The organism is Nonomuraea sp. JJY05 (assembly GCF_043496855.1).
Taxonomy (GTDB): Bacteria; Actinomycetota; Actinomycetes; order Streptosporangiales; family Streptosporangiaceae; genus Nonomuraea.
The window spans coordinates 107,817-131,807 of record NZ_JBIEIS010000019.1; the positions used below are offsets into that span (position 1 = coordinate 107,817).

Annotated in this window: 20 protein-coding genes; 12 read left to right on the plus strand and 8 right to left on the minus strand. The window is 70.7% G+C overall.

Annotated features, from left to right (window positions below; genetic code table 11):
* Window positions 1–28: 28 nt before the first annotated feature.
* Entirely contained in the window at window positions 29–850 is an 822-nt protein-coding gene (locus ACFKCF_RS29225; protein ID WP_394498466.1) for a hypothetical protein, read from the plus strand.
* Here ACFKCF_RS29225 and ACFKCF_RS29230 read toward each other — a convergent pair.
* From ACFKCF_RS29230 to fdxA, 3 genes are all read right to left on the minus strand, one after another.
* Window positions 847–1,503 carry a DUF4178 domain-containing protein gene (locus ACFKCF_RS29230; RefSeq protein ID WP_394498467.1) on the minus strand — a complete coding sequence of 219 codons (657 nt, stop codon included), beginning with the start codon at window positions 1,501–1,503 and terminating at the stop codon, window positions 847–849. The genes ACFKCF_RS29225 and ACFKCF_RS29230 overlap by 4 nt on opposite strands.
* Window positions 1,504–1,595: 92 nt before the next feature.
* Complete coding sequence (dapC, locus tag ACFKCF_RS29235) at window positions 1,596–2,666, minus strand: succinyldiaminopimelate transaminase (protein ID WP_394498468.1); 1,071 nt, start codon at window positions 2,664–2,666, stop codon at window positions 1,596–1,598.
* Between the two features lie 92 nt (window positions 2,667–2,758).
* Window positions 2,759–3,085 carry a ferredoxin gene (fdxA, locus tag ACFKCF_RS29240; RefSeq protein ID WP_080047500.1) on the minus strand — a complete coding sequence of 109 codons (327 nt, stop codon included), beginning with the start codon at window positions 3,083–3,085 and terminating at the stop codon, window positions 2,759–2,761.
* 105 nt (window positions 3,086–3,190) lie between these two features.
* Here fdxA and ACFKCF_RS29245 point away from each other — a divergent pair, with 105 nt between their 5' ends.
* From ACFKCF_RS29245 to cysS, 7 genes are all read left to right on the plus strand, one after another.
* Entirely contained in the window at window positions 3,191–3,421 is a 231-nt protein-coding gene (locus tag ACFKCF_RS29245; RefSeq protein WP_394498469.1) for a hypothetical protein, read from the plus strand.
* A gap of 17 nt (window positions 3,422–3,438) precedes the next feature.
* On the plus strand, window positions 3,439–4,509 hold the full coding sequence (locus tag ACFKCF_RS29250; protein ID WP_394498470.1) for an ABC transporter substrate-binding protein: 1,071 nt from the start codon (window positions 3,439–3,441) through the stop codon (window positions 4,507–4,509).
* A gap of 102 nt (window positions 4,510–4,611) precedes the next feature.
* The gene (locus ACFKCF_RS29255; RefSeq protein WP_394498471.1) at window positions 4,612–5,388 is read left to right on the plus strand and encodes a class I SAM-dependent methyltransferase; all 777 of its coding nucleotides are present in this window, start codon (window positions 4,612–4,614) and stop codon (window positions 5,386–5,388) included.
* Between the two features lie 112 nt (window positions 5,389–5,500).
* On the plus strand, window positions 5,501–7,918 hold the full coding sequence (locus tag ACFKCF_RS29260) for a hypothetical protein (RefSeq protein WP_394498472.1): 2,418 nt from the start codon (window positions 5,501–5,503) through the stop codon (window positions 7,916–7,918).
* Between the two features lie 4 nt (window positions 7,919–7,922).
* Entirely contained in the window at window positions 7,923–9,743 is a 1,821-nt protein-coding gene (locus ACFKCF_RS29265; RefSeq protein WP_394498473.1) for a UvrD-helicase domain-containing protein, read from the plus strand.
* A gap of 50 nt (window positions 9,744–9,793) precedes the next feature.
* Entirely contained in the window at window positions 9,794–11,638 is a 1,845-nt protein-coding gene (locus ACFKCF_RS29270) for a sigma factor-like helix-turn-helix DNA-binding protein (RefSeq protein WP_394498474.1), read from the plus strand.
* A gap of 18 nt (window positions 11,639–11,656) precedes the next feature.
* On the plus strand, window positions 11,657–13,012 hold the full coding sequence (gene cysS / locus ACFKCF_RS29275) for a cysteine--tRNA ligase (protein ID WP_394498475.1): 1,356 nt from the start codon (window positions 11,657–11,659) through the stop codon (window positions 13,010–13,012).
* A 32-nt stretch (window positions 13,013–13,044) separates the two neighbouring features.
* Here cysS and ACFKCF_RS29280 read toward each other — a convergent pair whose 3' ends face one another.
* Window positions 13,045–14,274, minus strand: a complete 1,230-nt coding sequence (locus ACFKCF_RS29280) for a serine hydrolase domain-containing protein (RefSeq protein ID WP_394498476.1) — start codon at window positions 14,272–14,274, stop codon at window positions 13,045–13,047.
* A 567-nt stretch (window positions 14,275–14,841) separates the two neighbouring features.
* Between ACFKCF_RS29280 and ACFKCF_RS29285 the strand changes: the two genes are divergently transcribed.
* Together ACFKCF_RS29285 and ACFKCF_RS29290 are read left to right on the plus strand one after the other, a co-directional pair.
* A complete protein-coding gene (locus ACFKCF_RS29285) occupies window positions 14,842–17,328 on the plus strand; it encodes a penicillin acylase family protein (protein ID WP_394498556.1) in 2,487 nt (828 codons plus the stop codon).
* A gap of 87 nt (window positions 17,329–17,415) precedes the next feature.
* Window positions 17,416–18,267, plus strand: a complete 852-nt coding sequence (locus tag ACFKCF_RS29290) for a hypothetical protein (protein ID WP_394498477.1) — start codon at window positions 17,416–17,418, stop codon at window positions 18,265–18,267.
* An 8-nt stretch (window positions 18,268–18,275) separates the two neighbouring features.
* Here the strand turns inward: ACFKCF_RS29290 and ACFKCF_RS29295 are convergent, their stop codons facing one another.
* A complete protein-coding gene (locus ACFKCF_RS29295; RefSeq protein WP_394498478.1) occupies window positions 18,276–18,698 on the minus strand; it encodes a hypothetical protein in 423 nt (140 codons plus the stop codon).
* A gap of 75 nt (window positions 18,699–18,773) precedes the next feature.
* On the opposite strand from ACFKCF_RS29295, the gene ACFKCF_RS29300 reads away from it, so the two are divergent.
* The gene (locus tag ACFKCF_RS29300) at window positions 18,774–19,733 is read left to right on the plus strand and encodes a hypothetical protein (RefSeq protein WP_394498479.1); all 960 of its coding nucleotides are present in this window, start codon (window positions 18,774–18,776) and stop codon (window positions 19,731–19,733) included.
* 186 nt (window positions 19,734–19,919) lie between these two features.
* Here ACFKCF_RS29300 and ACFKCF_RS29305 read toward each other — a convergent pair whose 3' ends face one another.
* From ACFKCF_RS29305 to mshB, 3 genes are read right to left on the minus strand one after another with little or no spacing between them, the layout of a single operon-like run.
* On the minus strand, window positions 19,920–20,414 hold the full coding sequence (locus ACFKCF_RS29305) for a flavin reductase family protein (RefSeq protein ID WP_394498480.1): 495 nt from the start codon (window positions 20,412–20,414) through the stop codon (window positions 19,920–19,922).
* An 18-nt stretch (window positions 20,415–20,432) separates the two neighbouring features.
* Window positions 20,433–20,849: a DUF6113 family protein gene (locus ACFKCF_RS29310; RefSeq protein WP_394498481.1), complete on the minus strand. Its 417-nt coding sequence runs from the start codon at window positions 20,847–20,849 to the stop codon at window positions 20,433–20,435.
* A gap of 11 nt (window positions 20,850–20,860) precedes the next feature.
* On the minus strand, window positions 20,861–21,766 hold the full coding sequence (mshB, locus tag ACFKCF_RS29315) for an N-acetyl-1-D-myo-inositol-2-amino-2-deoxy-alpha-D-glucopyranoside deacetylase (RefSeq protein ID WP_394498482.1): 906 nt from the start codon (window positions 21,764–21,766) through the stop codon (window positions 20,861–20,863).
* Window positions 21,767–21,838: 72 nt separating this feature from the next.
* On the opposite strand from mshB, the gene ACFKCF_RS29320 reads away from it, so the two are divergent.
* A complete protein-coding gene (locus ACFKCF_RS29320) occupies window positions 21,839–23,902 on the plus strand; it encodes a prolyl oligopeptidase family serine peptidase (RefSeq protein ID WP_394498483.1) in 2,064 nt (687 codons plus the stop codon).
* The last annotated feature ends 89 nt before the right edge of the window (window positions 23,903–23,991 follow it).

A 23,991-nucleotide genomic window follows, 5' to 3' on the forward strand; every position in this document is an offset into this window, starting at 1 on the left:
CTTATCCGTCGCGGGTAGGTTCTTCAGGGTGCGCCTGCGCTTCTCCCGTGGAGTCATCACCATCGCGATCATCGTCGTCGTGCTCGCCGTGGCCATCTCCGTGGGCCTGTTCCATCTGCTGAAGAAGACCAAGCAACTGGCGGTGCCGGAGAAGGCGCACTGCGACGTGCGCACCCCGCTCGGCGAGCGCTGGCTCGACGTCGAGCAGGCCGAGATCTCCGCCACCATCGCGGCCGTCGCGGCCCGCCGCCGGCTGCCCGAGCGTGCCCTCGTGATCGCGTACGCCACGGCGCTGCAGGAATCCAAGATCTACAACCTCGAATACGGCGACCGCGACTCGGTGGGCGTGTTCCAGCAGCGGGAGTCGCAGGGCTGGGGCACCGAGAAGCAGCTCATGGACCCCGTCTACGCCACGAACAAGTTCTTCGCCGCGCTGGTCAAGGTCAAGAACTACCGCAAGATCCCGGTGGCCGAAGCCGCCCAGGCGGTGCAGCGCTCGGCGGGCGGCTACGCGTACGCGCAGCACGAGGAAGAGGCCAAACTCCTGGCCGCCGCCTTCTCCGGGCGTGTCCCGCGCGCCGTCCACTGCTGGTATCCGCCGGGCAAGAAGACCCCGGCGCCGCAGCCCCGTACCGCCGAGGCCCGCAAGCAGCTGGCCAGGGCGCTCGGCAGCACGGCCGTCACCTCGGAGCGGCGCGGCTGGCTGATCGCCGCCTGGTCGGTGTCCCACGCCCAGAAGTACGCGCTGCGCCAGGTCGGGTACTCGGGGGCGACGTGGAAGAACGACATGACGCTCAAGAACTGGCAGACCGGCGGCAAGGCCGGCACCAAGGAGGTCGAGCTCTCCTAGGAGGCCCGGCGGACGATGGTGATGGAGCCGGGCGGCAGGGGCTGGGCGTAACTGGCCGTCCACGACTGGCCCTGGATGCGTTCGAACGACAGCAGCCGCCCGTCCGAGGCGCGATAGTCCGCGAAGTCCAGCAGGCCCCGGTCAGGATGGCCGGTGTCGCCCTCGCTCCGGAACGCCGCCGTGCCCCGCTCGATCGGGGAGAACTCCACGCCCTCCATGATCAGCATGCTCTTGGCCGGGACCATCCCCTGCGTGGGCACGTCCGTCCAGAGCTGGACCTCCAGATGCGGCGAATCACCCTCGTGCGCCGCCACCGAGAGCCACTGGAAGCGGCGGGAGCTGTCGCGGAGGAGGTATTCGACCCACTGCTGCCCCTGCCAGGAGACGAACAGGGCGCCGAGCACTCTACGGGGAGACCCGTGCACCTCGATCCGGTCGCCGACCCGGATCGTGCGAGGGTCGGTGTAGTCGGTGCCAGCATGCCCGGGCGCGCTCACAGGCGCCGGCAGCGGGGTCTCGATGGGAGCGACCTCGACCGGCGGCGCGCTCGTACGGCCCTTCCTGTCCTGCCGCATGGTGGCCAGAAAGGCCCCAAGCAGCAGAAGGACGGTGGCGATGCTCAGCCCGAGTACGACCATGGAGGTCATGCTCATCGATCAGCTCGCTCCACTCGCGGTCTGCCTCGGCAAAAGCCCTTATCAATTTATGCGGGGTGAGCCGGATTGCCCGGCTATGACGGGCGATCCTACTGGAGGCGGCGCACCGCCGCACCGATCCGCTCATCAGTCGCGGTAACCGCGATGCGGATGTGCCGCTCACCTGCCGATCCGTAGAACTCGCCCGGCGCGACCAAAATGCCGATTTCGGAAAGCTTCCCGACCTGATCCCAGGCGCTCTGCCCGTTAGACGCCCAGAAGTACAGCCCGGCCGTCGAATGGTCGATGTGCCAGCCCGCCCGCTCCAGCGCCGGCCGCAGCAGGGCGCGGCGGGCGGCGTACAGCTCGCGCTGCCGGTCGGCGTGCCCGTCGTCGCCGAGCGCGACCGTCATGGCGGCCTGTACGGGCTGCGGCATGATCATGCCGGCGTGCTTGCGCGTCTCCAGCAGCCGCTTGACCAGGACGGGATCTCCCGTCACGAACCCGGCGCGGTAGCCGGCCAGGTTGGAGCGCTTGGAGAGCGAGTGGACCGCGAGCAGCCCCTCGTGGGAGCCGCCGCAGACGTCGGGATGCAGGATCGAGACCGGCTCCTCCTCCCAGCCGAGCTCGATGTAGCACTCGTCGGAGGCCACGACGGCGCCGCGCTCGCGGGCCCAGGAGACCACCTTGCGCAGGTGTTCGGCGGGCAGCACCCGGCCCGTGGGGTTGCCCGGGGAGTTGACCCAGAGCAGGTCGACGCGTTCGGGGCCGAGCGCGAGCGTGCTGTCGGAGGCCGTGGCCACCGCCCCCGCCAGCCGGGCGCCCACGTCGTAGGTGGGGTAGGCCAGCTCGGGGAAGACCATCCGCCTGGCGCCCAGGTAGGTGGGCAGCCAGGCGACGAACTCCTTGGAGCCGATCAGCGGCAGCACGTCCTGCTGGTCGACGGTGACGCCGTGCCTGCGCCGCAGCCACCCGGCCGCGGCCTCCCGCAGCGCCTTGGTGCCGTGGGTGAAGGGGTAGCCGGGACTGTCGGCCGCCCCCGCGAGAGCGTCCTGGACGATCTGCGGCACGGGATCGACGGGCGTGCCGATCGAGAGGTCGACGATGCCGTCGGGATGTGCGAGCGCGCGCTCCTTGTACGGCTCCAGCCGGTCCCAGGGGAAGTCGGGCAACTTGTTCACGGTTCTCCAGGGTTTCGTGCCGTACTGAAAAAGCGCACGCCGACGGGGCGCATCCGGCCCGGATGCCCCCGTGTACGGCGTGACAGGACCGGCTAGTGGTCCTCACCCTGCGGCGGCAGGGCGGCCACCACCGGGTGGTCCTTGTCGATCTTCCCGACCTTCGAGGCGCCACCGGGCGAGCCGAGGTCTTCGAAGAAGTCCACGTTCGCCTTGTAGAAGTCCTTCCACTGCTCGGGAAGGTCGTCCTCATAAAAAATCGCCTCGACGGGGCATACAGGCTCACACGCGCCGCAGTCCACGCACTCGTCGGGGTGGATGTAAAGCATGCGCTCGCCCTCGTAGATGCAATCGACGGGGCACTCCTCGATGCACGCCTTGTCCAGGACGTCCACGCAAGGCTGCGCGATGACGTAGGTCACCTCGAGCTCCTTCTTCTCCGCACCATGGCATGACTCTGACCGCGGTTTGCTACGCCCTAGTATTGCCGTGCTTGCCAGCTGGCCGAAACGGAGGGTGGCAAAGTCGTGGCCGCACGTCTCATCATCGCGATCACAAGTCAGGATATAGGTGCACGCATCACCACCCGCAGGCGCGTTCCTGGGGGATTTCGAGATGCGGTGGGCATCCTCGTGTCGTGGGAGAACGGAATTCTCAAAGTTCGCAAAAGAGACGGCAGTGTGGTGGAGATCCCCGAGGAGACGCTGGCGGCCGCCAAGGTCGTCCCGGCCGCGCCTCCTCGACCTGAACGAATGTAACGGTAAGTATTCGTTGTGTGACCGTACGTACCTGCGCCGCCGCAGCAGCCATCCTCGCCAGCGCCGGATGCGGCGCGTCGTCCACGCACTCCACCGCCGCCCAGCCCAAGAACCTGCCGCCGGTCAACGTCCACGCGAGCTCCATGAAGGCCGGCTTCACCACCATGGACCGGCTGGTCGAGGCGGCCAAGCGCGAGGGCGAGCTCAACGTGATCGCGCTGCCCCACGACTGGGTCAACTACGGCGAGATCATCGACACGTTCGCCGACAAGTACGGGCTCAAGGTCAACGAGCTGGAGCCGGCCGCCGGTAGCAAGCGTGAGCTGGACGCCGCCTCGCAGCTCAAGCCCGACGTCTTCGACCTGACCCTGGACGTGGCCGTCTCCGGGGCCGACCGGTTCGCCCCGTACAAGGTGCAGGGCTGGCAGGACCTGCCCGACGACGTCAAGGACCCCTCCGGCGCCTGGTACGCCGCCTACGGCGGCTACATGTCCATCGGGTACGACCCCCGCGAGGTCAAGCCCCCGGCCTCCTTCGCCGACCTGCTCAATCCCGTCTACCGGGTCGCGCTCGACGGCGACCCGCTGCGCTCGGACGGGGCGTTCGACGGCGTGATGGCCGCCTCCATGCGCTCGGGCGTGCCGCAGCCGTCGCAGGGGGTGGCGCTGTTCGCCAAGCTCAAGCAGGCCGGGCGGCTCACCGACCTGACCAAGGCCAACACGGTCATCGCCTGGGACCACCTGAACGCCGCCCGCAGCGCCGCTCACTCCGACGCGTGGAAGGTCACGATCCCCAAGGACGCGCCGCTCGGCGGCTACCACATGCAGGCCATCAACAAGGCGGCCCCGCACCCGGCCGCGGCCCGCCTCTGGCAGGAGTTCCTGTTCTCCAACGAGGGCCAGAACCTTTTCCAGAAGGGTTTCGCCCGGCCTGCGCGCAGCCAGGCGATGCTCATGAAGGGCACGCTGGACGCCGAGCAGGCCGCGAAACTTCCCAAGGCTCCGGGCCCACCGGTCCTCATGACGATCCCGCAGGCAGACGCGGCGAAGGCGTACCTCCGGCAGGAATGGACGAAGAGTGTCGGATGAGTCCGATGTGACTTGATATGTCGTAGGGACGTTCAGGCTCTAAAGTGAGCAGACAGCACGGCCACGGGGGCCCGATGTCTGATCGAATGTGAGCTGAGCGTCTTGCGATATGACACACCGAGCTTGGAGCGGTGGAACAGTCGCGCCTACGACAGCAGCTTCGGCTACGTCTCCACTCAGGGCGCGCCACTGGTCGACCTGCTGGATCCGCGGCCCGGTGAGCGGGTGCTCGACCTCGGCTGCGGCACGGGCGTGCTCACCGCGCAGATCGCCTTCAGGGGCGCCGACGTGCTGGGCATCGACGGCTCCCCCGCGATGATCGAGAAGGCCATCGCGCAGTACCCGGGCATCAACTTCATCGTCGGCGACGGGCACGACTTCAACGTCGTGAACCCGTACGACGCGGTGTTCTCCAACGCGGCGCTGCACTGGATGAGCCGCGACCCCGACCTGGTGATCGCCAGCGTGCGCGAGGCGCTGACGCCCGGCGGGCGCTTCGTCGCCGAAATGGGCGGGGCGGGCAACTGCGCCGAGCTGACCGCCGCGATGCTGACGGCCTGGCGCGAGTACGGCCTGCGCGAACCCGACCTGCCGTGGTACTTCCCCTCGCCTGCCGAGTACGCCCGCCGCCTCGAGCAGGAGGGCTTCGTGGTCAGGCTGCTGGAGTACTTCGACCGGCCGACCCCCCTGGACGAGTGCCCCGGCGGGGCCGCCGACTGGGTGCGCATGTTCGCCTCGTCGGTGCTCGAAGGGCTCCCGCCGGAGATCGTGGAGCCCCTGCTTCGTCGCGTGAACGAGTTGGCCGCGCCCGCCCTTCGCAGGGAGACTGGCTGGATGGCTGACTACGTACGTCTACGCTTTGCCGCTGTTCGGCGTTGATGCGTTGTACATGATGCGTAGGGCTGATTTGCCGGACTATGGTCTGTTCCGTGGGCGGCGAGATTATGGCTGCACCGCTGCGGCGGCGTGAGGGGCTGGTGAACGGAACGGGATGAACTTCTGCCTGAGCGACCTCGTACCACCGTTGAGGTGGAGCGACGCCACGACGATCACGCTGCTCACGGGGCAGCCGGAGCTGCCCGACGCGTGGTGGCGCAGCATGCCCATGCCACGCGTCCTGGCGGCCATCGGCCCCGAGTCGCTGGGCGAGCTGCTGACGGAGATCGCCCTGGAGCACTGGCCCGCGGCGGCGGTGGGTGACGTCCTGCCGGCGCTGCACGTGCTGGATCCCGACGAGGCCGACGAGCCCGCCGTCGCGATCGCCCTCGACCGTGCCGGATCGTGGGCCGGGCTGCTGGCGCTGACCAGCAGGGAGCTGGTGGACCAGCCCTTCATCCAGGCGCGGCCGGTGCTGAACACCCTGTTCTCGGCGGTCCTCGTACATCTGGCGCACCCGCGGGTGGCGCAGCCCGCGCTGCCGGCGCCGGTTGCCGTGGCGAGCGAGCAGGCGGCGCAGGCCGAGCACCGGCACGCCGCGGTGCCCGAGCCGGAGCCCGTGGCCGGGCCTGAGGCCGTGCTCGAGCCGGTGTCCGTGGCCGAGCCGGTGTCCGTGGCCGAGCCGGTGTCCGTGGCCGAGCCGGTGTCCGTGGCCGAGCCTGAGCCCGTCGCCGAGCCTGAGCCCATCGCCGAGGAGCCGGTCGAGGAGCCCGACCCCGTGGTCAGGTTCGCCGCCGTCGGGTCGGTGATCGACGACCCCGAGCCCGCAGCCCACTTCGTCCCCGCCGGGTCGGTGATCGACGATCCCGAGCCCGACGAGGGCGCGGCCGCTCCCGAACCCGCCGAGGCCCCGCACGCCGTCGAGGACGGGCACCCGGCGGACGAGGCGGCCGGGGCCTCCCACGAGGCCGCCGCTCCCCAGGAGGACGAGCCCGAGGCCGCCGCGTCGCACGAGGACGTCCTCCAGAGCGCCGCTCCCCAGGACGACGTCCTCGAGACCGCCGCTCCCCAGGAGGACAGCTCCGAGGCTGTCGCTTCCCACGAAGGCGAGCCCGAGGCTGTCGCTCCCTCGGAGGGCGAGCCCGAGGCCGCCGCTCCCGAGGCCGCTGCTCCCGAGGCTGTAGCACCCGAGGCTGTCGCTTCGGACGAGGGCGAGTCCGAGGCCGTCGCTTCGCAGCAGGGCGCGTCCGAGGGCGCCGAGCCGGTGCTGGACGCCGACGCCGAGCCGGTCGCCGACGAGGCGCGCGAGCCCGAGCCTCAGCCCGTGCTCGACGCCGCCGAGGAGCCCGCCCCCGAACCGGCCGCCCAGGAGGCAGCTGCCCTGGAAGAGGCGGCGGACCAGGAGGCCGGGAACGCGCACGAGGCCCCCGCCCCGGACGGGGCCGAGGCGCCCGGGCCGGAGCCCGCCCAGGCGATCGCCTCCGAGCAGGAGCCCGCCCCGGAGCAGGGGCAGCCGCTGCCCGACCTCATCGAGGCCGCGTTCGCCGGGCTCGACGACAAGAGCTGGGCCGTCGCCCAGAACCGCGTCTTCACCGACGAGCCCTCCGCCGTGGACCAGCTGGCCAAGCTCTTCGCCGTCCCCCCGGCCGAGATCTCCGCCACCGAGGACGAGCTCCGTACCCGCCTCGACCACTGGCTGGCCAGCGAGGAGGCGGCCCCGTACCGGGCCCATCTGGAGGAGCTGCGCAGGACCCTGGGCCCGGCCGCCCACAAGGAGCAGCTCATCGGCGCGGCCGACTGGCACAACGTGGAGATCCGCGCCCTGGAGGTCCCGGCCTGGCAGTTCGTGCTGGCGACGCTGTCACCGCAGCCGCAGCCCCAGTTGCAGCCGCAGTCGGCGTTCGGCGCGCCCCCGATGCCGCCGCCGCCTCCCCCGGGCCCGCCCCAGTTCCAGGCGTTCACCCCGGCCGCCCCGCCGGTGGAGGAGGCCAACGGCGACGGCGAGCACAAGCCGTACCAGCCGCTGAAGGACGTCTCGCAGACCAGGCGCTGCTTCAGGCAGCCCGACGGGCGCTGGTGGCTGCGCATCGACGTGACGGCCGAGCAGCTGGCCGGCGGCGAGTGCGCGCTGCCGACGGGGTTCGCCTCGTACCTGGGCCTGTCCCCCGGCGAGAGCCGGACGGTCAGGAGCGCCGCGGGCGAGCTGACCATGACGTGGCACGGCCGGCCGGTGCTCGAATCCATCGAACGCCTCCTCGTGGACGTGGGCGCGCGAGAGGGCGGGCACCTGTTCCTGACGCTGTCGGACGAAGGCGTGCTCAGGGCTCGGCACCTCCCGGTCGCCGCGCAGGGCGCCGAGAAGATCACCAAGGCGCTCAGGCTGGTCGGGTACACGGCCCCGGGCGGCACCCGAGATCAGGCTGCCAGGGTGATCGCCACCAGGATCGGCATGACAGGACCGGTCGCGCTCCCTGACCTGCTCACCAGGCTCCGCGAGCGCGGGGACCGCGACCTGCTCGCCCTCCTGGACTGAGCCGGTGCCGCGGCTCGCGATCGGCCCGGAGTTTCCCGGGGAGCTCCGCGCACTGGCTCAGCCGGTGCGCAGGGACGCCGTGGTCGCGCTGCGCCGGTTCCTGCTGAACGTGGCCGGCGCCCCGCACCCCGAGCGGGTCAGGGGCGGCCGGGATCCGCGGGTCGCGACACTGCGGCTGGCCGAGGGCCATCGCGGGGTGGTGGTGCGGCAGCGGGACGTGTACTGGCTGCGTACGGTGCTGCCCGACCCCGAGGCCTGGTCATACGCGCGGCGCTTCAGGTTCGGGGTCAACCCGGTGATCGGCGCGGTCGAGGAGTGGGACGCCGAGGCGCTCGAGCGCGTCGAGCCCGCATTACGCCGTTCGGCCAGATCGTCCCGGCTGTTCGACCCGATCTGCGACGGCGATCTGATGGGGCTCGGCCTGGACGTGCACGCGCTGCCGCTGTTCAGGCTGATCACGACCGAGGCCGACGTGGCCGCCCTCGAACCGCTGCTCCCGCCGACCCAGCACGTCCCGCTCGCCGTGCTGGCCCGTGGCGGCACGCTCGCCGAGGCGTGGCGGGAGCTGGACGCCTGGCGCGCGTCCGACGACGAGACGGGGCCGATCGACCCCGACGACCTGCACGCGGCGCTGCGCCGCAGCCCCGACCGGGCGGTGTTCGTCGCCGACAAGGTGGAGCTGGACCGGGTGCTCGGTGCGCCTTCCTGGTGCACGTTTCTCGACCCGCCGCAGCACCGGCTGGCCAGGGCCGCCCGCTTCGAACAGCCGGTGCTGGTCGTGGGCGGGGCGGGCACCGGCAAGACGGTCGTCGCCCTGCAGCGGGCGGCCCACCTGGCCGCGCACGGGTCGGGGCCCGTCCTGCTCGTGACGTTCTCCCAGGCGCTGGCCGAGGACCTGTCGGCCAAGCTGGACCTGCTGATCGAGGACGAGGTGCTCCGCAAGCGGGTCGAGGTCGGCAACACCGAACGCCTGGCCCTGCGCATCGTGGCCGACGCCGAGGGCCGCCGCCCCGCGCTGGTCGGCCCGGGGGCGCGGACGCTGGCCCAGCTGACGGACGAGGCGCTCAGGCTGCTCTCCCTGGCGACGGGCGGCCTGCTCGACGACGTGGATCCGGGGCGCAAGCCGTACCGTCACATCGTCGTGGACGAGGCGCAGGACATCAGCCCGTCGCAGTGGCGGCTGCTGCGCGCGGCGGTACCGCGGGCGCACGACGACCTGTTCGTGGTCGGCGACCCGCACCAGCGGATCACCGACGCGCGGGTGGCGCTCGGCGCGGTCGGCATCCCCGCCGTCCAGCGCACGCTGCGGCTCTCCTACCGGCTGCCCCAGGAGCTGCTGTCCTTCGTGGTACGGCTGCGCGGCGGCGGCCCGGCCAGCGGCCTGGTCAAGGGCACGACCAACATGTACGGCTTCCACTCGACGCGTAACGGCGACCGGCCCGTTGTCAGGGCCTATGAGACGCCGGAGTCGGAGCTGGCCGGGCTGCGGAGCACGGTCGAGTCGTGGCTGGCGGACGGCGTGCCCGCGGACGAGATCGCCGTCGGCGCGCGCAACCCGCGGCTCGTGCGGGATGCCAGGCGGGCGCTGGAAGGGCTGGACGTACGGGCCTCGACGTTCCAACATCTCAAGGGGCTGGAATTCGAGCGGGTGGCACTCATCGGAGTGGCGGAGGGCGTGGTGCCCGAGCCGCCGCCCGAGGATCCGGACGCTCGGGCTCGTGCCCTGCAACGCGAACGGAGCATACTGTTCGTCGCCTGCACGCGGGCTCGTGCGATGCTCTATATCTCCCATTCCGGAAGAGGCAGCCCGTTTTTGTCACTCTAATCACATAGTCTGAACTGCGGATATATCTTCCCTTTGCCGGTTGGACGTCAATGAACCTCAGCCTGAGCGACCTCGCGCCACCCCTGCGATGGACCTCCCCTGGTCAGATCGCGCCGATCGTGGAGGAGCCACAGCTGCCCGAGGCCTGGTGGCAGGCGATCCCCCTCGATCGTGCGTGCGCCATGGTCGGGACGCAGGCCGTGGCCGGCCGCCTGGCCGACCTCGCCGTGGCCTGCTGGGGTCATCTGATGGTCGGCGACATCCTCCCGTTGCTGCGCTTCTCCGACCCCGCCGAGGCCGAGCGGACGCCGGAGACGCTGGGCAAGGACGTGGTGCAGAAGCTGTTCACCGGCGTGTTCGAGCGGTTGCTCGAGCCCGCGCCCGAGACGGCGCCCGCGCCGTCCAGGCCGGACCGGCCGCTGCCCGAGCTGATCGACGACCTGTTCGGGGCGTTGGACGACCGGCAGCGAGCCATCGCCCGCGACCGGCTCTACGCCGCGCAGCGGGCCACGCTGGACGAGCTGGCCCAGCGCTTCTCGGTCACGCGGGAGCGGATCCGGCAGATCGAACGCGACCTGCGCGACCACGTGGAGGCCTGGCTCGGCAAGCCGGACGCCTCCGCCCTCGTCGCGCACGTCTCCTGGCTGCGTGGCCGGCTCGGCTCCGCGGTCCCGGCCGACGACCTGCAGGCCGCCGTGCCGTGGCACCGGGCCGAGCTGCGCTCGCTGGGGATCCCGGCGTGGCGGTTCGTGCGTACGCTGCTGACCGGCTACGAGCAGTCCGACGGATGGCTCGTGGCGGGCGGGGCCGACGAGCTCCGGGAGAAGACGCGGCAGCTGTTCACCGACGGGCCGCGGCCGCTCGGCGAGGCGGTGGCCATGGTCGCCCAGCTCGGCGTGCGCGAGGACCTGGCCGAGCGGTGGATCCTGGCGGTGCCGCAGCTGCGCGTGCTGGGCCAGCACGTCGTGCCGTGGCCGCGCAGCATCAACGAGAAGGCCGAGGCGGTGCTGGCGGTGGCGGGCGCGCCGCTGTCGCCCGAGGAGATCCAGGAGCGCATCGGCGAGGACTACAGCCTGGTCGGCATCCGCAACCAGCTCACCGCCGACGAGCGCTTCCGCCGGGTCGACCGCAACAAGTACGGCCTGACGCGATGGGGCGGCGACGAATACCTGGGGATCAGGGAGATGATCGCCAGGGAGATCGAGCGGGCCGGGGGCGAGGCCTCGGTGAGCACGATCGTCACCAACCTGACCGCCAAGTACGACGTCAGCGAGAGCTCGGTGCGGGCCTACTCGGGCGGGCCGGGCTTCGAGCGGACGCAACGGGGCTGGATCCGGGTGGCCGGCACCTCGCCGACCGGGGAGGCGGAGCCGTACCAGCCGCGCAAGGACGTCTCGGAGACGCGGCGCAGCTTCCGCTCCCGCGACGGCCGCTGGTGGCACCGGGTGGACGTCAACGCCGAGCACCTGCGCGGGTCCGGTTCGCCGCTGCCCACCGGGTTCGCGGCGTACCTGGGGATGGCGCCGGGCGGGCAGCTCACCGCCTCCACCCCGTCCGGGGACGTGGTGATCAGCTGGCACAACCAGCCGACCATGGGGTCGATCCGCAACGTGCTGGCCGACTTCAAGGCGAGCGAGGGCGACCACGTGTTCCTGACCGTGTCGGACGGGGGCGAGCTGCTGACCCGCTACCTGCCGGCCGCGCCGGTCGGGATGCCGCCCGTCAACCGCGCCCTCTACCTCATCGGCTACACCGCCCCCGTCAGCTCTGAGCTGGAGGGGCTGCGGCTGATCGGGGCCAGGATCGGGATGCCCGACACGGCCGCGCGCGAGGAAGTGCTGGGCAGGCTGCGCGAGCGCGGCGACCGGGACATCCTCGGCTTCCTCGGGGGCTGACGCGGCTAGGCTCGGAGGATGCTCCGGATCTACGACACGCGTGCCCGGCAGGTCGAGGAGATCGCCGCGGGACGGGCGGTGCGCATGTACACGTGCGGGCCGACCGTCTACCGCCACGCGCACGTGGGCAACCTCCGCACGTACCTGCTGTCCGACCTGATCAGGCGGGTGCTCGAACGACGGCGGGTACGCGTGCTGGCCTGCCAGAACATCACCGACGTGGGCCACCTGACCGACTCCGGCTCCGACAAGGTCCTGGAGCAGGCGCGGACGGAGGGGCGCTCGGTGGGCGAGCTCGCCCGCTTCTACGAGGACGCCTTCAGGAACGACACCTCGGCGCTCAACCTCCGCCCGCCGGAGCACACGCCCCGGGCGAGCGAGACCGTCGACCTGATGATCGAGCTGATCGCCAAGCTGGTCGAGCGGGGGCACGCGTACGAGGTGCCGGACGGGTCGGTGTTCTTCGACGTCCAGACCTTCCCCACCTACGGCGAAATTTCGGGAAATCGCCTGGATTCGCTCAGGCCCGCCCACCGCATCGACGCCGTCGACCCGCGCAAGCGCTTCCACGCCGACTGGGCGCTGTGGAAGCCCTCCACGGGAGACCTGACGTGGGACTCACCCTGGGGCCGCGGCTTCCCCGGGTGGCACGTGGAATGCTCGGCCATGTCGCTCCGCTTCCTCGGCTCCAGCTTCGAGCTCCATGTCGGCGGGATCGACCTTCGTTTCCCGCACCATGAGGACGAGCGGGCCCAGTCCGACTCGGCGACCGGGCACGAGGTGGTGCGGCACTGGGTGCACGGCGAGCACCTGCTGTTCGACGGCCGCAAGATGGCCAAGTCCACGGGGAACGTGGTGCTGCTCTCGGACGTGGTCGCGGCCGGGCTCGACCCGCTCGCCGTACGCATGGCGTTCCTGGAGCACCGCTACCGGCAGCAGCTCAACCTGACGTGGGACACCCTGCGAGCCGCCGACCGCACGGTGCGGCGGTGGCGCGCCCGGGTGGCCGAATGGTCGGAGTCGCCCAGCGCGCCGATGGCCGCGGACTATGCCGAACGGGTCGAGGCCGCCTTCTCCGACGACCTGGACACGCCGTCCGCGCTGCTGGTCCTCCGGGACCTCGAACGCGACGAGTCCGTCGCGCCCGGGGCCAAGTTCGAGACGTTCCTGCATCTGGACCAGGTGCTGGGGCTCGACCTCTCGACGGAGATCGGCAAGGCGCGGGCGCTGCCTCCCGGGGCCGGGGAGCTCTTGGAGGCGCGCTCCCGTGCCCGGGACGCTCGGGACTGGGAGGAGGCGGACCGGCTCCGGGAGGAGCTGGCGGAGATGGGGGTACGCGTCGCGGACACCCCCGACGGCCAGACCTGGACCTGACCCCACCCGCCCGGGCACGCGCGCAAGACGCGTCACGCGCCGGCTGGCCGGGAGAAGGCGGCCAGGGCGATGCGCAGCGTTCTGTCGTTCTTGCCGGATGCCTTGGCGTCGGTGGAGTTGACCGAGTAGACGAGGGTCCGGCTCAGGTCGCGGGTCGCGCCGACACCGGCGGCGTAGCCGTAGCGGGCGCCGGTCTTGCCGTAGGCGACGATCCCGCCCGGCAGCACGAGCCGCGTCATGCCCGAGGTGTAGACGGCCGGCTGGTTGCCGCACTCGTCGTACATCGTCACGTCCGGGACCGTGAACATCGGCTCCAGTCGCGCGGGCGGCACGACCTTCCCCGAGAACAGCGCCTTGACGAACTTCTCCAGGTCCGCTGCGGTGGAGATGAGATCGCCCGAGGCCCAGGTCGAGGTGACGCTGGTCTCGGTCATGTCGACCACGTGGCCCGCGCCGTAGGCGATGGCGCCGTCGAAGCCCGCGGGCACGGACTGGTAGCCCTTGTGGTGCGGGCCGCGGATGCGGGGCGAGGTGCCGGGCAGGTAGCTGTCCCGCATGCCGAGCGGGCGCAGGATCCTGGACGTGACCTCGTGCTCGTACGAGCGCCCGGTGATCTTCTCGATCAGCAGGCCGGCCACGAACGTGTTGGTGTTGAGGTAGTGCTGCCTGGTGCCGGGCGTGAACTCGATCGGGTTGCGCACGGCCAGCCCGACGTACTCCTCCGGCGTCCAGGTCCTGAACCGGGTCCGGTAGATCCAGTCGAACGTACCGGGCAGGTCGGGCGACGGCAGCCCGCTGGTGTGGTTGAGCAGCTGGCCGACGCGGACCTCGGGGTAGGAGTCGGGCAGCAGGCCGGGCAGGTGGTCCTGGACGGCTCCGTCGAGTGAGATCTTGCCCTCGGCCACGAGCTGCAGCACGACCGCGGTGGTGAACATCTTGGTCACGCTGCCCGCCCGGAACCGTACGTGTGCGGAGGCCTCGCGCCGGGTGGTGAGGTCGGCCACGCCGGTCACGCCCCGCCACGAGCCCTTCGTTCCGCCCACCCGGACGATCGCGGCGGTGGCGTCGGCCGCGGGCAGGTCCTTGATGGACTGCTCCAGCGCGGGGGCGTTGACGGGAGGGACCGGCGCGGTGGGATCGGGCTGGACCACGGCCGGTGGCGGGCACGTACTCGGCGTGGGAGCCGGAGTCGTGGCGGCTGCTTGAGCGGGCGTGGCCACGAGGAGGGTGGCCAGGGCGAGGCAGGCGGCTGACAGCTTCATCGGAGTGTCTCCAAGGGAGGGGGCGCTGGTGGAATGCGCCCATCCTGTCGATCAGCGCTGCCGCCGCGGATCGCCGGTGCGATCGATTTCTCCCTCACTCTTACGAGGGAGCGCCCCTCCCTGCCCTCCGCTACCGCGCCGTGCATCGCCGCGTGCGCCCTCCGCTACCGCGCCGTCCATCCCCGCGTACGCCGCACCGGCGCGGCGCCACCCGCCCACACCGCCCTCTCCCCGTACGGCCGCGTCCCCCGCCTCACCCCACTGGCGCCGGGTCGGCGAGGAGCGGAACGGCCCGGCCCGGCGCAACGCGGACGAAGGCCAGTCAACCCACCACACCGCGGCCCGGCGCAACCCTGCGACGCCCAGCCCGCCCGCACCGGGACCCGGCGCAACGCGCACGCCGCCCCCGGCCGGGCGCGGCGAGTGAGGGAGGGGTGATCGCCCGTAGCCGGGCGGCTCAAAGTCCTCTGCCAGGGTTCGGGAAGGCGGCCGGAGGAGTGATCCCGGACTGACAGACTTAGTGCCAGTTCGGCGGAGATGGAGGTGTCGGTGAGGCCCTATGCGTGGATGCCGCGTTCGTTGCGGTGGTTCGCTCGGGTGCTGTCCGTAGTGCTCGCGCTGGTCCTGGTACTGGCAGGGGTCCTCGTCTACACGGTGCGGAAGTCGTTCCCGCAGGTGGACGGATCACTGCGGCTGCCGGGCCTAACCGGGAATGTGGAGATTTATCGTGATAAATACGGAATCCCGCACATCTACGCCGACACCGCAGCGGACCTGTTCACGGCTCAGGGGTTCGTCCACGCCCAGGACCGCTTCTACGAGATGGACTTCCGCCGCCACCTGACCTCCGGCCGCCTTTCGGAGCTCTACGGCAAGGCCACCCTCGAGAACGACAAGGCCATCAGGACCATGGGCTGGCGCAAGGTCGCCGAGGAGGAGCTGCCCGAACTGTCCCAGGAGACCCGGGACTACATGGACGCGTACGCGCGAGGCGTGAACGCCTGGCTCAGCGCCAACCCCAACGCCTCAGACCGCAGCCTCGAGTACTCCATCCTGAAGATCCAGAACGGCGGCTACCAGCCGGAGAAGTGGAGCGCGGCCGACTCCGTGGCCTGGCTGAAGGCCATGGCCTGGGACCTGCGTTCCAACATGGAGGACGAGATCGACCGCGCGCTGGCGCTGACCGAGCTGCCCAAGGAGCGCGTCGAACAGCTCTACCCCGGCTACCCGTACGACCGCCACAGCCCGATCGTCACCGAGGGCACCATCGACCAGGGGCGCTTCAACCAGAACGCGGAGCCCCAGCAGCGCGCCGGCCGCGCGATCGCCCAGGCCGCCAGGACCCTGGACGCCGTACCGAGCACGATGGGCACGGAGGACCGCGAGGGCATCGGGTCCAACTCGTGGGTGGTCTCCGGCGAGTACACCAAGAGCGGCAAGCCGCTGCTGGCCAACGACCCGCACCTTTCGCCGCAGATGCCCTCCGTCTGGTACCAGGCGGGGCTGCACTGCAGGAAGATCACGCAGGCGTGTCCGTACGACGTGACCGGGTTCACGTTCTCGGGCGTTCCAGGTGTGGTCATCGGGCGCACGGACAAGATCGCATGGGGCTTCACCAACCTGGGCCCCGACGTGGCCGACCTCTTCCTGGAGCAGGTGCAGGGCGACACGTACCTGTACAAGGGCCAGCAGGTGAAGCTGGAGACCAGGAAGGAGCAGATCAAGGTCGCGGGCGGCGCCCCGGTCACGATCACGGTCAGGAGCACCCGGCACGGGCCGCTGATCAACGACGTCATCGGCAGCGCCAAACCCAGCGGCGAGGCCAACGCGGTGGCGCTGCAGTGGACGGCGCTGACGCCGGGCCGGACGGCCGACGCCATCTTCGCGCTGAACAAGGCGGGCGACTGGCAGGAGTTCAGGGCCGCGGCGGCGCTGTTCGACGTGCCGTCCCAGAACCTGATCTACGCCGACACCTCGGGCAAGATCGGCTACCAGGCTCCCGGGCGCATCCCCGTACGCGCCAAGGGTGACGGCACCTGGCCCGTCCCGGGATGGACGGGCGAGTACGACTGGATGACCGCCCCCATCCCGTACGACCAGTTACCTTCCGTGGAGAACCCGGCCGACGGGTTCATCGTCACGGCGAACAACGCCGTCATCGACCCCAAGCGGTACAAACCCCTGCTGACCAAGGACTGGGCGCACGGCTACCGCTCCGAACGCATCCGCGACCGCATCAAGGAAGCGCTCAAGAAGGGCCCGATCGACGCGGCGACCATGTCGGCGATCCAGCAGGACACGTACAACGGCTTCGCCGAGACGCTGGTCCCGGCCCTGATGCAGGTGGACCTGGCGGGGCCCAGCGGCGAGGCCAGGCAGTTGCTGAAGACGTGGGACCGCATGCAGGGCCTCGACTCCACCGCCGCCGCCTACTTCAACGCGGTGTGGCGGCAGGTGCTCACGCTGACGTTCAACGACGACCTGCCCGAGGCGGCGCGCCCCGCCGGAGGGGACCGCTGGTACGAGGTCGTCAGACGCCTGCTCGACGCTCCGGACGACCCCTTCTGGGACGACGTGACCACCAAGAACCTCAAGGAGACCCGCGACGACATCCTCCGCCAGGCGCTCGCCTCGGCGTACCAGGAGCTGTCGGACCGGCTCGGGCCGGAGGTCAAGTCCTGGCGCTGGGGTGACCTGCACCGGTTGGAGCTGGTCAACGGCTCGCTGGGGACCTCGGGGATAGCTCCGGTGGAGGCCCTGTTCAACCGCGGGCCGCTGGCCGTGGCGGGGGGCAAGGACGCCGTGAACGCCACGGGTTGGAACGTCCAGAAGGGGTACGAGATCACCGCCGTCCCGTCGATGCGCATGATCGTCGACCTGTCGGACACCGACAAGTCCCGATGGATCAACCTGACGGGCGCCTCCGGGCACGCCTTCCACGACAACTACTGGGATCAGGCGGAGGCCTGGGCCAAGGGCGACCTGCTGCCGATGTACGGGAAGCCCGAGTCGGTCAAGAAGGCGGCCGTCCACACCCTCAAGCTCACCCCCTGATCACCCTCGTCGTACGACCAGCGTTGTAGAGGCGATCCAAACCCTGGGCCGACGCGCCGGCCCCCGCCGCCTTGTCACCATGGCGGCATGAATCGCCTCTGGTACCTCATCGGAGTCCTGCTGGTGCTCGCGGGCCTCGTTCACCTGGGCGTGTTCGTCGTGGACGGCGGACCGTGGGAGGGCGCGGTGTCGTGGCGCAAGCCGTTCACGTTCGGCGTGTCGTTCGGGCTGAGCGTGCTGACCCTCACCTGGGTCGCCCAGTTCGTACGGCTCCGCGCCCGTTCACTCCTGGTCGGCGCCTTCGCGGTGGCGTCGACGCTGGAGGTGGCCCTGATCACCCTCCAGGCGTGGCGGGGCGTCCCGTCCCACTTCAACATGGAGACCGCCTTCGACACGGCCGTCGCGAGGACCCTGGCGGCAGGCGGCGGCGTCCTCGTCGCCATCGGGATCGCCATGACGATCGCCGCGTTCCGCGCCGATCCAGGCCTCGCCCCGAGCATGCGCCTGGCCGTACGCGCGGGCTTCGCCACGCTCCTGGCCGCCATGGCGTTCGGCGCCGTCATGATCGCCCGTGGCGTCGTCGAGGTGATGACCGGGAATCAGGAGCTCGCGTACACGGTGGCCACCGCCCTGAAGCCCGCCCACGCGATCTTCATGCACGGCGTCCTCCTCCTGCCGGCCCTGTCCTGGCTCCTCGCCCGCACGCTGCCTTCGGAGGACTCCCGCGTCCGCTGGATCCGCCTGGCCACCTGGCTCTACGTGGCCACCGCCACCGCCGTCTCGGCCCTCGCCCTGGCAGGCATCGAGCCCGTGTCCCCGTCCACCGCCTCCGTCCTCTGCGCCGGCGCCGTCTCCGGCCTGGCCATCGCCTCGCTCATGCTGGGCCGGCTGAAAGGCTCGTCAAGACGCGCTCCCGCATCGCAGGGATCGCCCACCTGACACCGGCCTCACTCGCCGCCGCTCCGCCGTCGCCACCACAGCGGGGCGCGGGGGTAGCCGCCGTCCTCCAGGTCGGCCAGGCGCTCGAAGAAGTTGTACGAAGCCTGGTTGCCGCAGACCATCACCGACATGAGCATCGACAGCAGGTAGAGCGGCAGCATGGGGAGCCCCACGCACCAGGCCCACTGGGTAGCGTGCCGGCCCTCGTGGAGGATGAGGCGATCGGGGAGCGAGTCCCACCTGGTCAGGACGACGTTTCCCACGGTGAACGCCCCCGCGATGGGGAAGCGGTAGCGGTAGCCGAAGGCCAGGATGAGCCCGTTGGGGCCGGGGGTCCTGGTCGCGCCACCGATGATCGAGATCAGCAAACCGAGCGGCGTGGCGAGGTTGGCGTAGTTCGCCGCGCGCCGGAACCGGAAGCGCCTGTCCATGCGATTCAGTCTTGACCAATCTTGACAAGTCGGAATAATGATCCCCGTCCTGAAATCTCCCACAAGAGCAGGATTATGAGATTCTCCATCCTGGGCGCGCTGCTCGGCACCGTCGCACTGACAGGAGCCGGCGGAGTCGCGATCACCCAGACGTCAGCAACCGATCCCCTACGATCCACTGACAACCGACCAGGCGCTCTAGGCGCAGAAGTGGCGTTAACCACCGTCCCGCCCACGAGTCCGGCACCCGCGGAGACTCCCACGATCGGGGAGTACACCGCCACGACGAAGGTAGTCAAGAGGCGAGGCGTCTCCTACCTGAATGTATCGATCACAGACGCACAAGCTGCTCTCTTCTCGATCAAGCAGCGCGTGTGCAAGGGCAGATCCTGCAAGACGACCAGTGTCGACCTCCCGGTGACCGAGGGCTCGGGAGAGTCCACGAAGCGGCTCGGCTGGGGCACGTACAAGAAAAGGGGCAAACCGGCGGTCAGCCTGATACCCCTCCCGACGGTGACGGTGAAGGAGCAGGTCACGGTCACCGAGCCCGGGCCGACGGTCACGCAGACGGTGACGTTCACCTGTCAGCCGAGCGTCGAGCCGACGGAGACCCCTCCGCCGACGACCGTCCCGACGGAGACCCCTCCGCCGACGACCGTTCCGACGGACACGGGAACGCCCACCGCCACGGGCACGGAGTCCGCGCCCGCCACGGGCACGGAGTCCCCGCCGGTCACCGACACGCCGGCCCCGACTCCGACCCTGACTGACAGCGCGACCGGAACTCCCACGGAAACCCCGACCGAAACCCCGACCACGACCCCATCCGAGACACCCACCACGACCCCGACGGAGTCCGTGACGCCGACGGAGAGCGCGCCCGGCATCCCCACCTGTCCGCCGCCGGCGGAGGAGACACCGACAGAGCTCCCCTCCGAGACGCCGACGGACACGGCGACGCCGACCGACACCAGCGTCCCGACGGAGACACCGACCACCACGCCGTCGGAATCCCCCAGCGCCACCACCCAGTAGCGGCAGGGGAGGCGAGCAAGTGAGCGGGCCAGGCCAGGCGCCTGGCCCGCCTCATGCCCACGCCCACGCCCACGCCCACGCCGGCGAGCGTCCGCACGCACCCGAGCCCATGGAGGACGCGGGACACCCGAATCCACGGAGCACGCGGAGCACCCGGGCCCGCCGGAAGGCCGCGCTGAAATCGGCTTAGAGGGTCTTGTACTGCCCTTCGTGGTACAGAAGCGGCGCCCCGTCCGAAGGCGTGTCCAGGGCCGTCACCTCGCCCACCACGATCGAATGGTCCCCACCGTCGTGCACCGCCGTCGTCACGCACTCCACCGTCGCCAGGGCCCCGTCGAACAACGCCACCCCCGACTCCCCCAGGTGATGCGGCCACCGCGCGAGCTGCCCGTTCAACGGCCGGCCCCGGTGGGCGAAGAAGCGCGAGGCGTCCTCCATCGAGGCGGGCAGCACGGAGACCCCCCACACCCCCGCCTCCAGCACCGCGTCATGGAACCGGGCCACCTTCTCCGCGCAGAACAGCACAAGGAGCGGATCAAGGGAGACAGAGGTGAACGAATTCACCGTCATCGCATGATCGACATCGCCCAGCCTGGTGGTAACGATCGCGACTCCAGTGGCGAAGCGGCCGACGACCTTGCGGTACGTCCCAGGGTCCACGGGCCGCTCGATGGAATGCACGAACGCTACTTTATGCCTCTACATAGAGTTCTTCGGAGGGTACCCATGCAAGAGCCACGATCCCCCCTCTGACGAGGGCGAAAGCAAATAGGCCGCCACAATGGCCGCCAACCCTCCGTACAGATACACGTATCCGGGCAGGCCATCGGCGATCACCAGATCACCCGCGCTCAGCTTCAGCGTGAACGGCATCGTCACCAGCAACCACCCGACCGCCGCCATGAAAGCCCCGAGCTTGCCCCGCATCAGCTTGCCCGCCCCCAGGCACACCCCGAACAACGCCAGCACCCACAAGATCGCCGCACCCGGGACGGACCCGAGCTCCCACGCCGCATGCGTGAAGCCGCCCACGACCCCCATGACGACGCCCAGCACGAACAGCATGCCGTACGCCGCCCCGCCCAGCGCCGACTCGGCCTGGCTGCGATGTTCCATGTCGCACGAGGTTAGTGGATGCCCGCGAAGAGATCGTTCTCGCGGGTGTGGGGTCCGCCGAGGCCACCGGCCTCGATGGGCGGGCCGGGCACGGCGCGTCCGGGCACGCCGATGGCCAGCCTGTAGTGCTCGACGCCCAGGACCTCCTGCCCGATGTTGTTGGACAGCGCGAACCACGGGTCGTCCACGACGATCTGCGTGGCGTGCGCCCGCATGGCCTCCATCTTGTTGCCGATCCACGGGCGGGCGTCGATCTCGGTGGTGACGTCCTCGTCCGCGTTGCCGAACGGCATGTCCTCCACCTCCTCCACCAGGAAGCCGACGTCCGCCCCGCGCAGCGCCTCGGTCGTGCGCCGCATGACGGATCGGGCGAGGGCCGTGTGGTAGAACTTCGCGATCTGCCACGGTTCGCCCTCGCCGAAGTCGGGTTTCGCGGCCAGCTCGAACGCTCTGCGCGAAACCCGGTGCGCCTGGATGTGGTCGGGGTGCCCGTAGAAGCCGTTGTCGTCGTACGTGACGAGGACCTGCGGGCGTACCTCCCGGATGACCTTGACTAGCTCCCCCGCCGCCTCGTCGAGGTCGGCGCGCCAGAACGCCTTCGGGTGGTCGTTGGACGCCGCCCCCATCATCCCCGAGTCCCGCCAGCGGCCCGGCGCGCCCAGGAAGCGGTGGTCCTCGACGCCGAGCGCCCGGCAGGCGGCGGCGAGCTCGCCGATCCGGTAAGGCCCGAGCGCGTCGTCCTGGTCGGCGGCCAGATGGGCGAGATCGCCGGGAATGACCTCGCCTTCCTCGCCGAGAGTACAGGTCACCAGCGTGACGTGGGCTCCCTCGGCGGCGTACTTGGCCATGGTCGCCCCGGTGCCGATCGACTCGTCGTCCGGATGGGCGTGCACGAGGAGGAGCCGTCGATCAGTCATAGGGATGAGGGTACCGAGGGGCCCTGGACGCCGTTGCGCAGGTACCTCATCGGCGGTGGCAGGATTGGGCCCATGAGCGAGAGCTTCCCGCGACTGTCTGCCAGGACCCGCCGGTTCACCCTCGGAGTGCCCAGGAGCTTCACGATCACTCCGGACGGCGGCAGGGTGGTCTTCCTCCGCACCAAATCGGGCACGGATCCGGTGACGTGCCTGTGGGAGCTCGACACCGAGACCCACGTCGAGCGCCTGGTCGTCGACCCGCGCGCGCTCGACGCCGACGAGGAGAACCTGCCGCCGGAGGAGCGGGCCAGGCGCGAGCGCAGCCGGGAGGCGGCGGGCGGCGTGGTCGCGTACGCCACCGACACGGACGTCACGCGGGCCTCCTTCGCGCTGTCCGGCGCTCTCTATGTCGTGGAGTTCGCGACCGGTCAGGCACGTCGCCTGGACACGCCGGGCGCGGTCATCGACCCCCGGCTGTCCCCCGGCGGGGGACATGTCGCGTACGTCACCGGCGGCGCGCTGCGCGTCCAGGACCTCGAGTCCGGCGAGGACCGCGCGCTGGCCACGCCGGAGTCGCAGACCGTGACGTACGGGCTGGCCGAGTTCATCGCCGCCGAGGAGATGAGCAGGATGCGCGGCTACTGGTGGGCGCCGTCGGGCGATGCGCTGCTGGTCGAACGCGTCGACGAGGCCCCGGTCCACGTCTGGCACATCGCCGACCCGGCCAACCCCGACCGTCCCGCGTCGGCCCAGCGCTATCCGGCCGCCGGCACGCCCAACGCGGTCACCGAGCTGTTCGTGCTGGGGCTCGACGGGTCGCGGGTCGCTGTGCCGTACGGGGAGGAATACCTCACGACGGCGGCCTGGGACTCCCACGCGCTGTCGATCGTGACCCTGACGCGCGACCAGCGGACGATGCGGCTGTTCACGGTCGATCCGGCGACGGGCGCCTCCGCGCTGGTCCGCGAGGACACCGATCCGGCCTGGGTCGACATCGTGTCCGGCGTGCCCGCGCACCTCGACGACGGGTCGCTGGTGTGGGTGGCCGCTTCGGAGGGCGGCAACCGGCTGTTCGTGGGTGACCGCGCGGTCACTCCGCCCACGCTGCAGGTGCGGGCGGTGCTCGGCGTCGATCACGACAGCGTGCTGTTCAGCGCGAGCGGCGATCCGACCGAGGTTCACCTGTGGACGTGGGACGGGCATTCGCTGCTGCCGGTCTCGACCCGTTCCGGGGTGTTCTCTGGGCGGATGTCGGGCGGCGTGGGCGTGCTGACCGAGCAGAGCCTCGACGCCGAGGGCGTGTCGACCACGGTCGTGCGGCGCGACGGCATGGCGGTGCCGATCCCGTCGTTCGCCGAGCGACCCGGCCTCGACCTGCGCGTCTCGCTCGGCCGTTCCGGCCGTCGCGAGCTGGCCACCGCCGTGGTGCTGCCCTCGTGGCACCAGCAGGGCTCCGGGAAGCTGCCGGTCCTCATGGATCCGTACGGCGGGCCGCACGCGCAGCGCGTGCTCAACCGGCGCGGCGCGTTCCTGGAGAGCCAGTGGTTCGCCGAGCAGGGGTTCGCGGTCATCGTGGCCGACGGGCGCGGCACTCCGGGCCGGGGCCCCGACTTCGAGCGGTCCGTGCTCAACGACCTGGCGACCCCCGCGCTCGAGGACCAGATCGACGCCCTGCAGGGGGTGGCCGAGCAGTATCCCGACGATCTCGACCTGACGAGGGTGGCCATTCGCGGCTGGTCGTTCGGCGGCTTCCTGGCCGCGCTGGCGGTGCTGCGGCGGCCGGACGTGTTCCACGCGGCGGTGGCGGGGGCGCCGGTGACCGACTGGCGGCTGTACGACACGTGCTACACCGAGCGATACCTGGGCCATCCGGACGAGCAGCCCGAGGTGTACGAGAACTCTTCGCTGTTCGCGGACGCGCCCAAGCTCGAACGCCCGCTGCTGCTGATCCACGGCCTGGCCGACGACAACGTGGTGGCCGCCCACACGCTGCGCCTGTCGTCCGCCCTGCTGGCGGCGGGCAGGCAGCACAGCGTGCTCCCGCTCTCCGGGGTGACGCACATGACGCCCCAGGAGGTCGTGGCGGAGAACCTGCTGCTGCTCCAGGTCGACTTCTTGAAGAGGTCCCTGGGCTGACCTCCTGGCGCAGGGCCTTACCGACGGAGGTGCTTTACCGGCGCAGGGCCTCACCGGACAGAGGTGCTTTACCGGCGCAGGGCCTCACC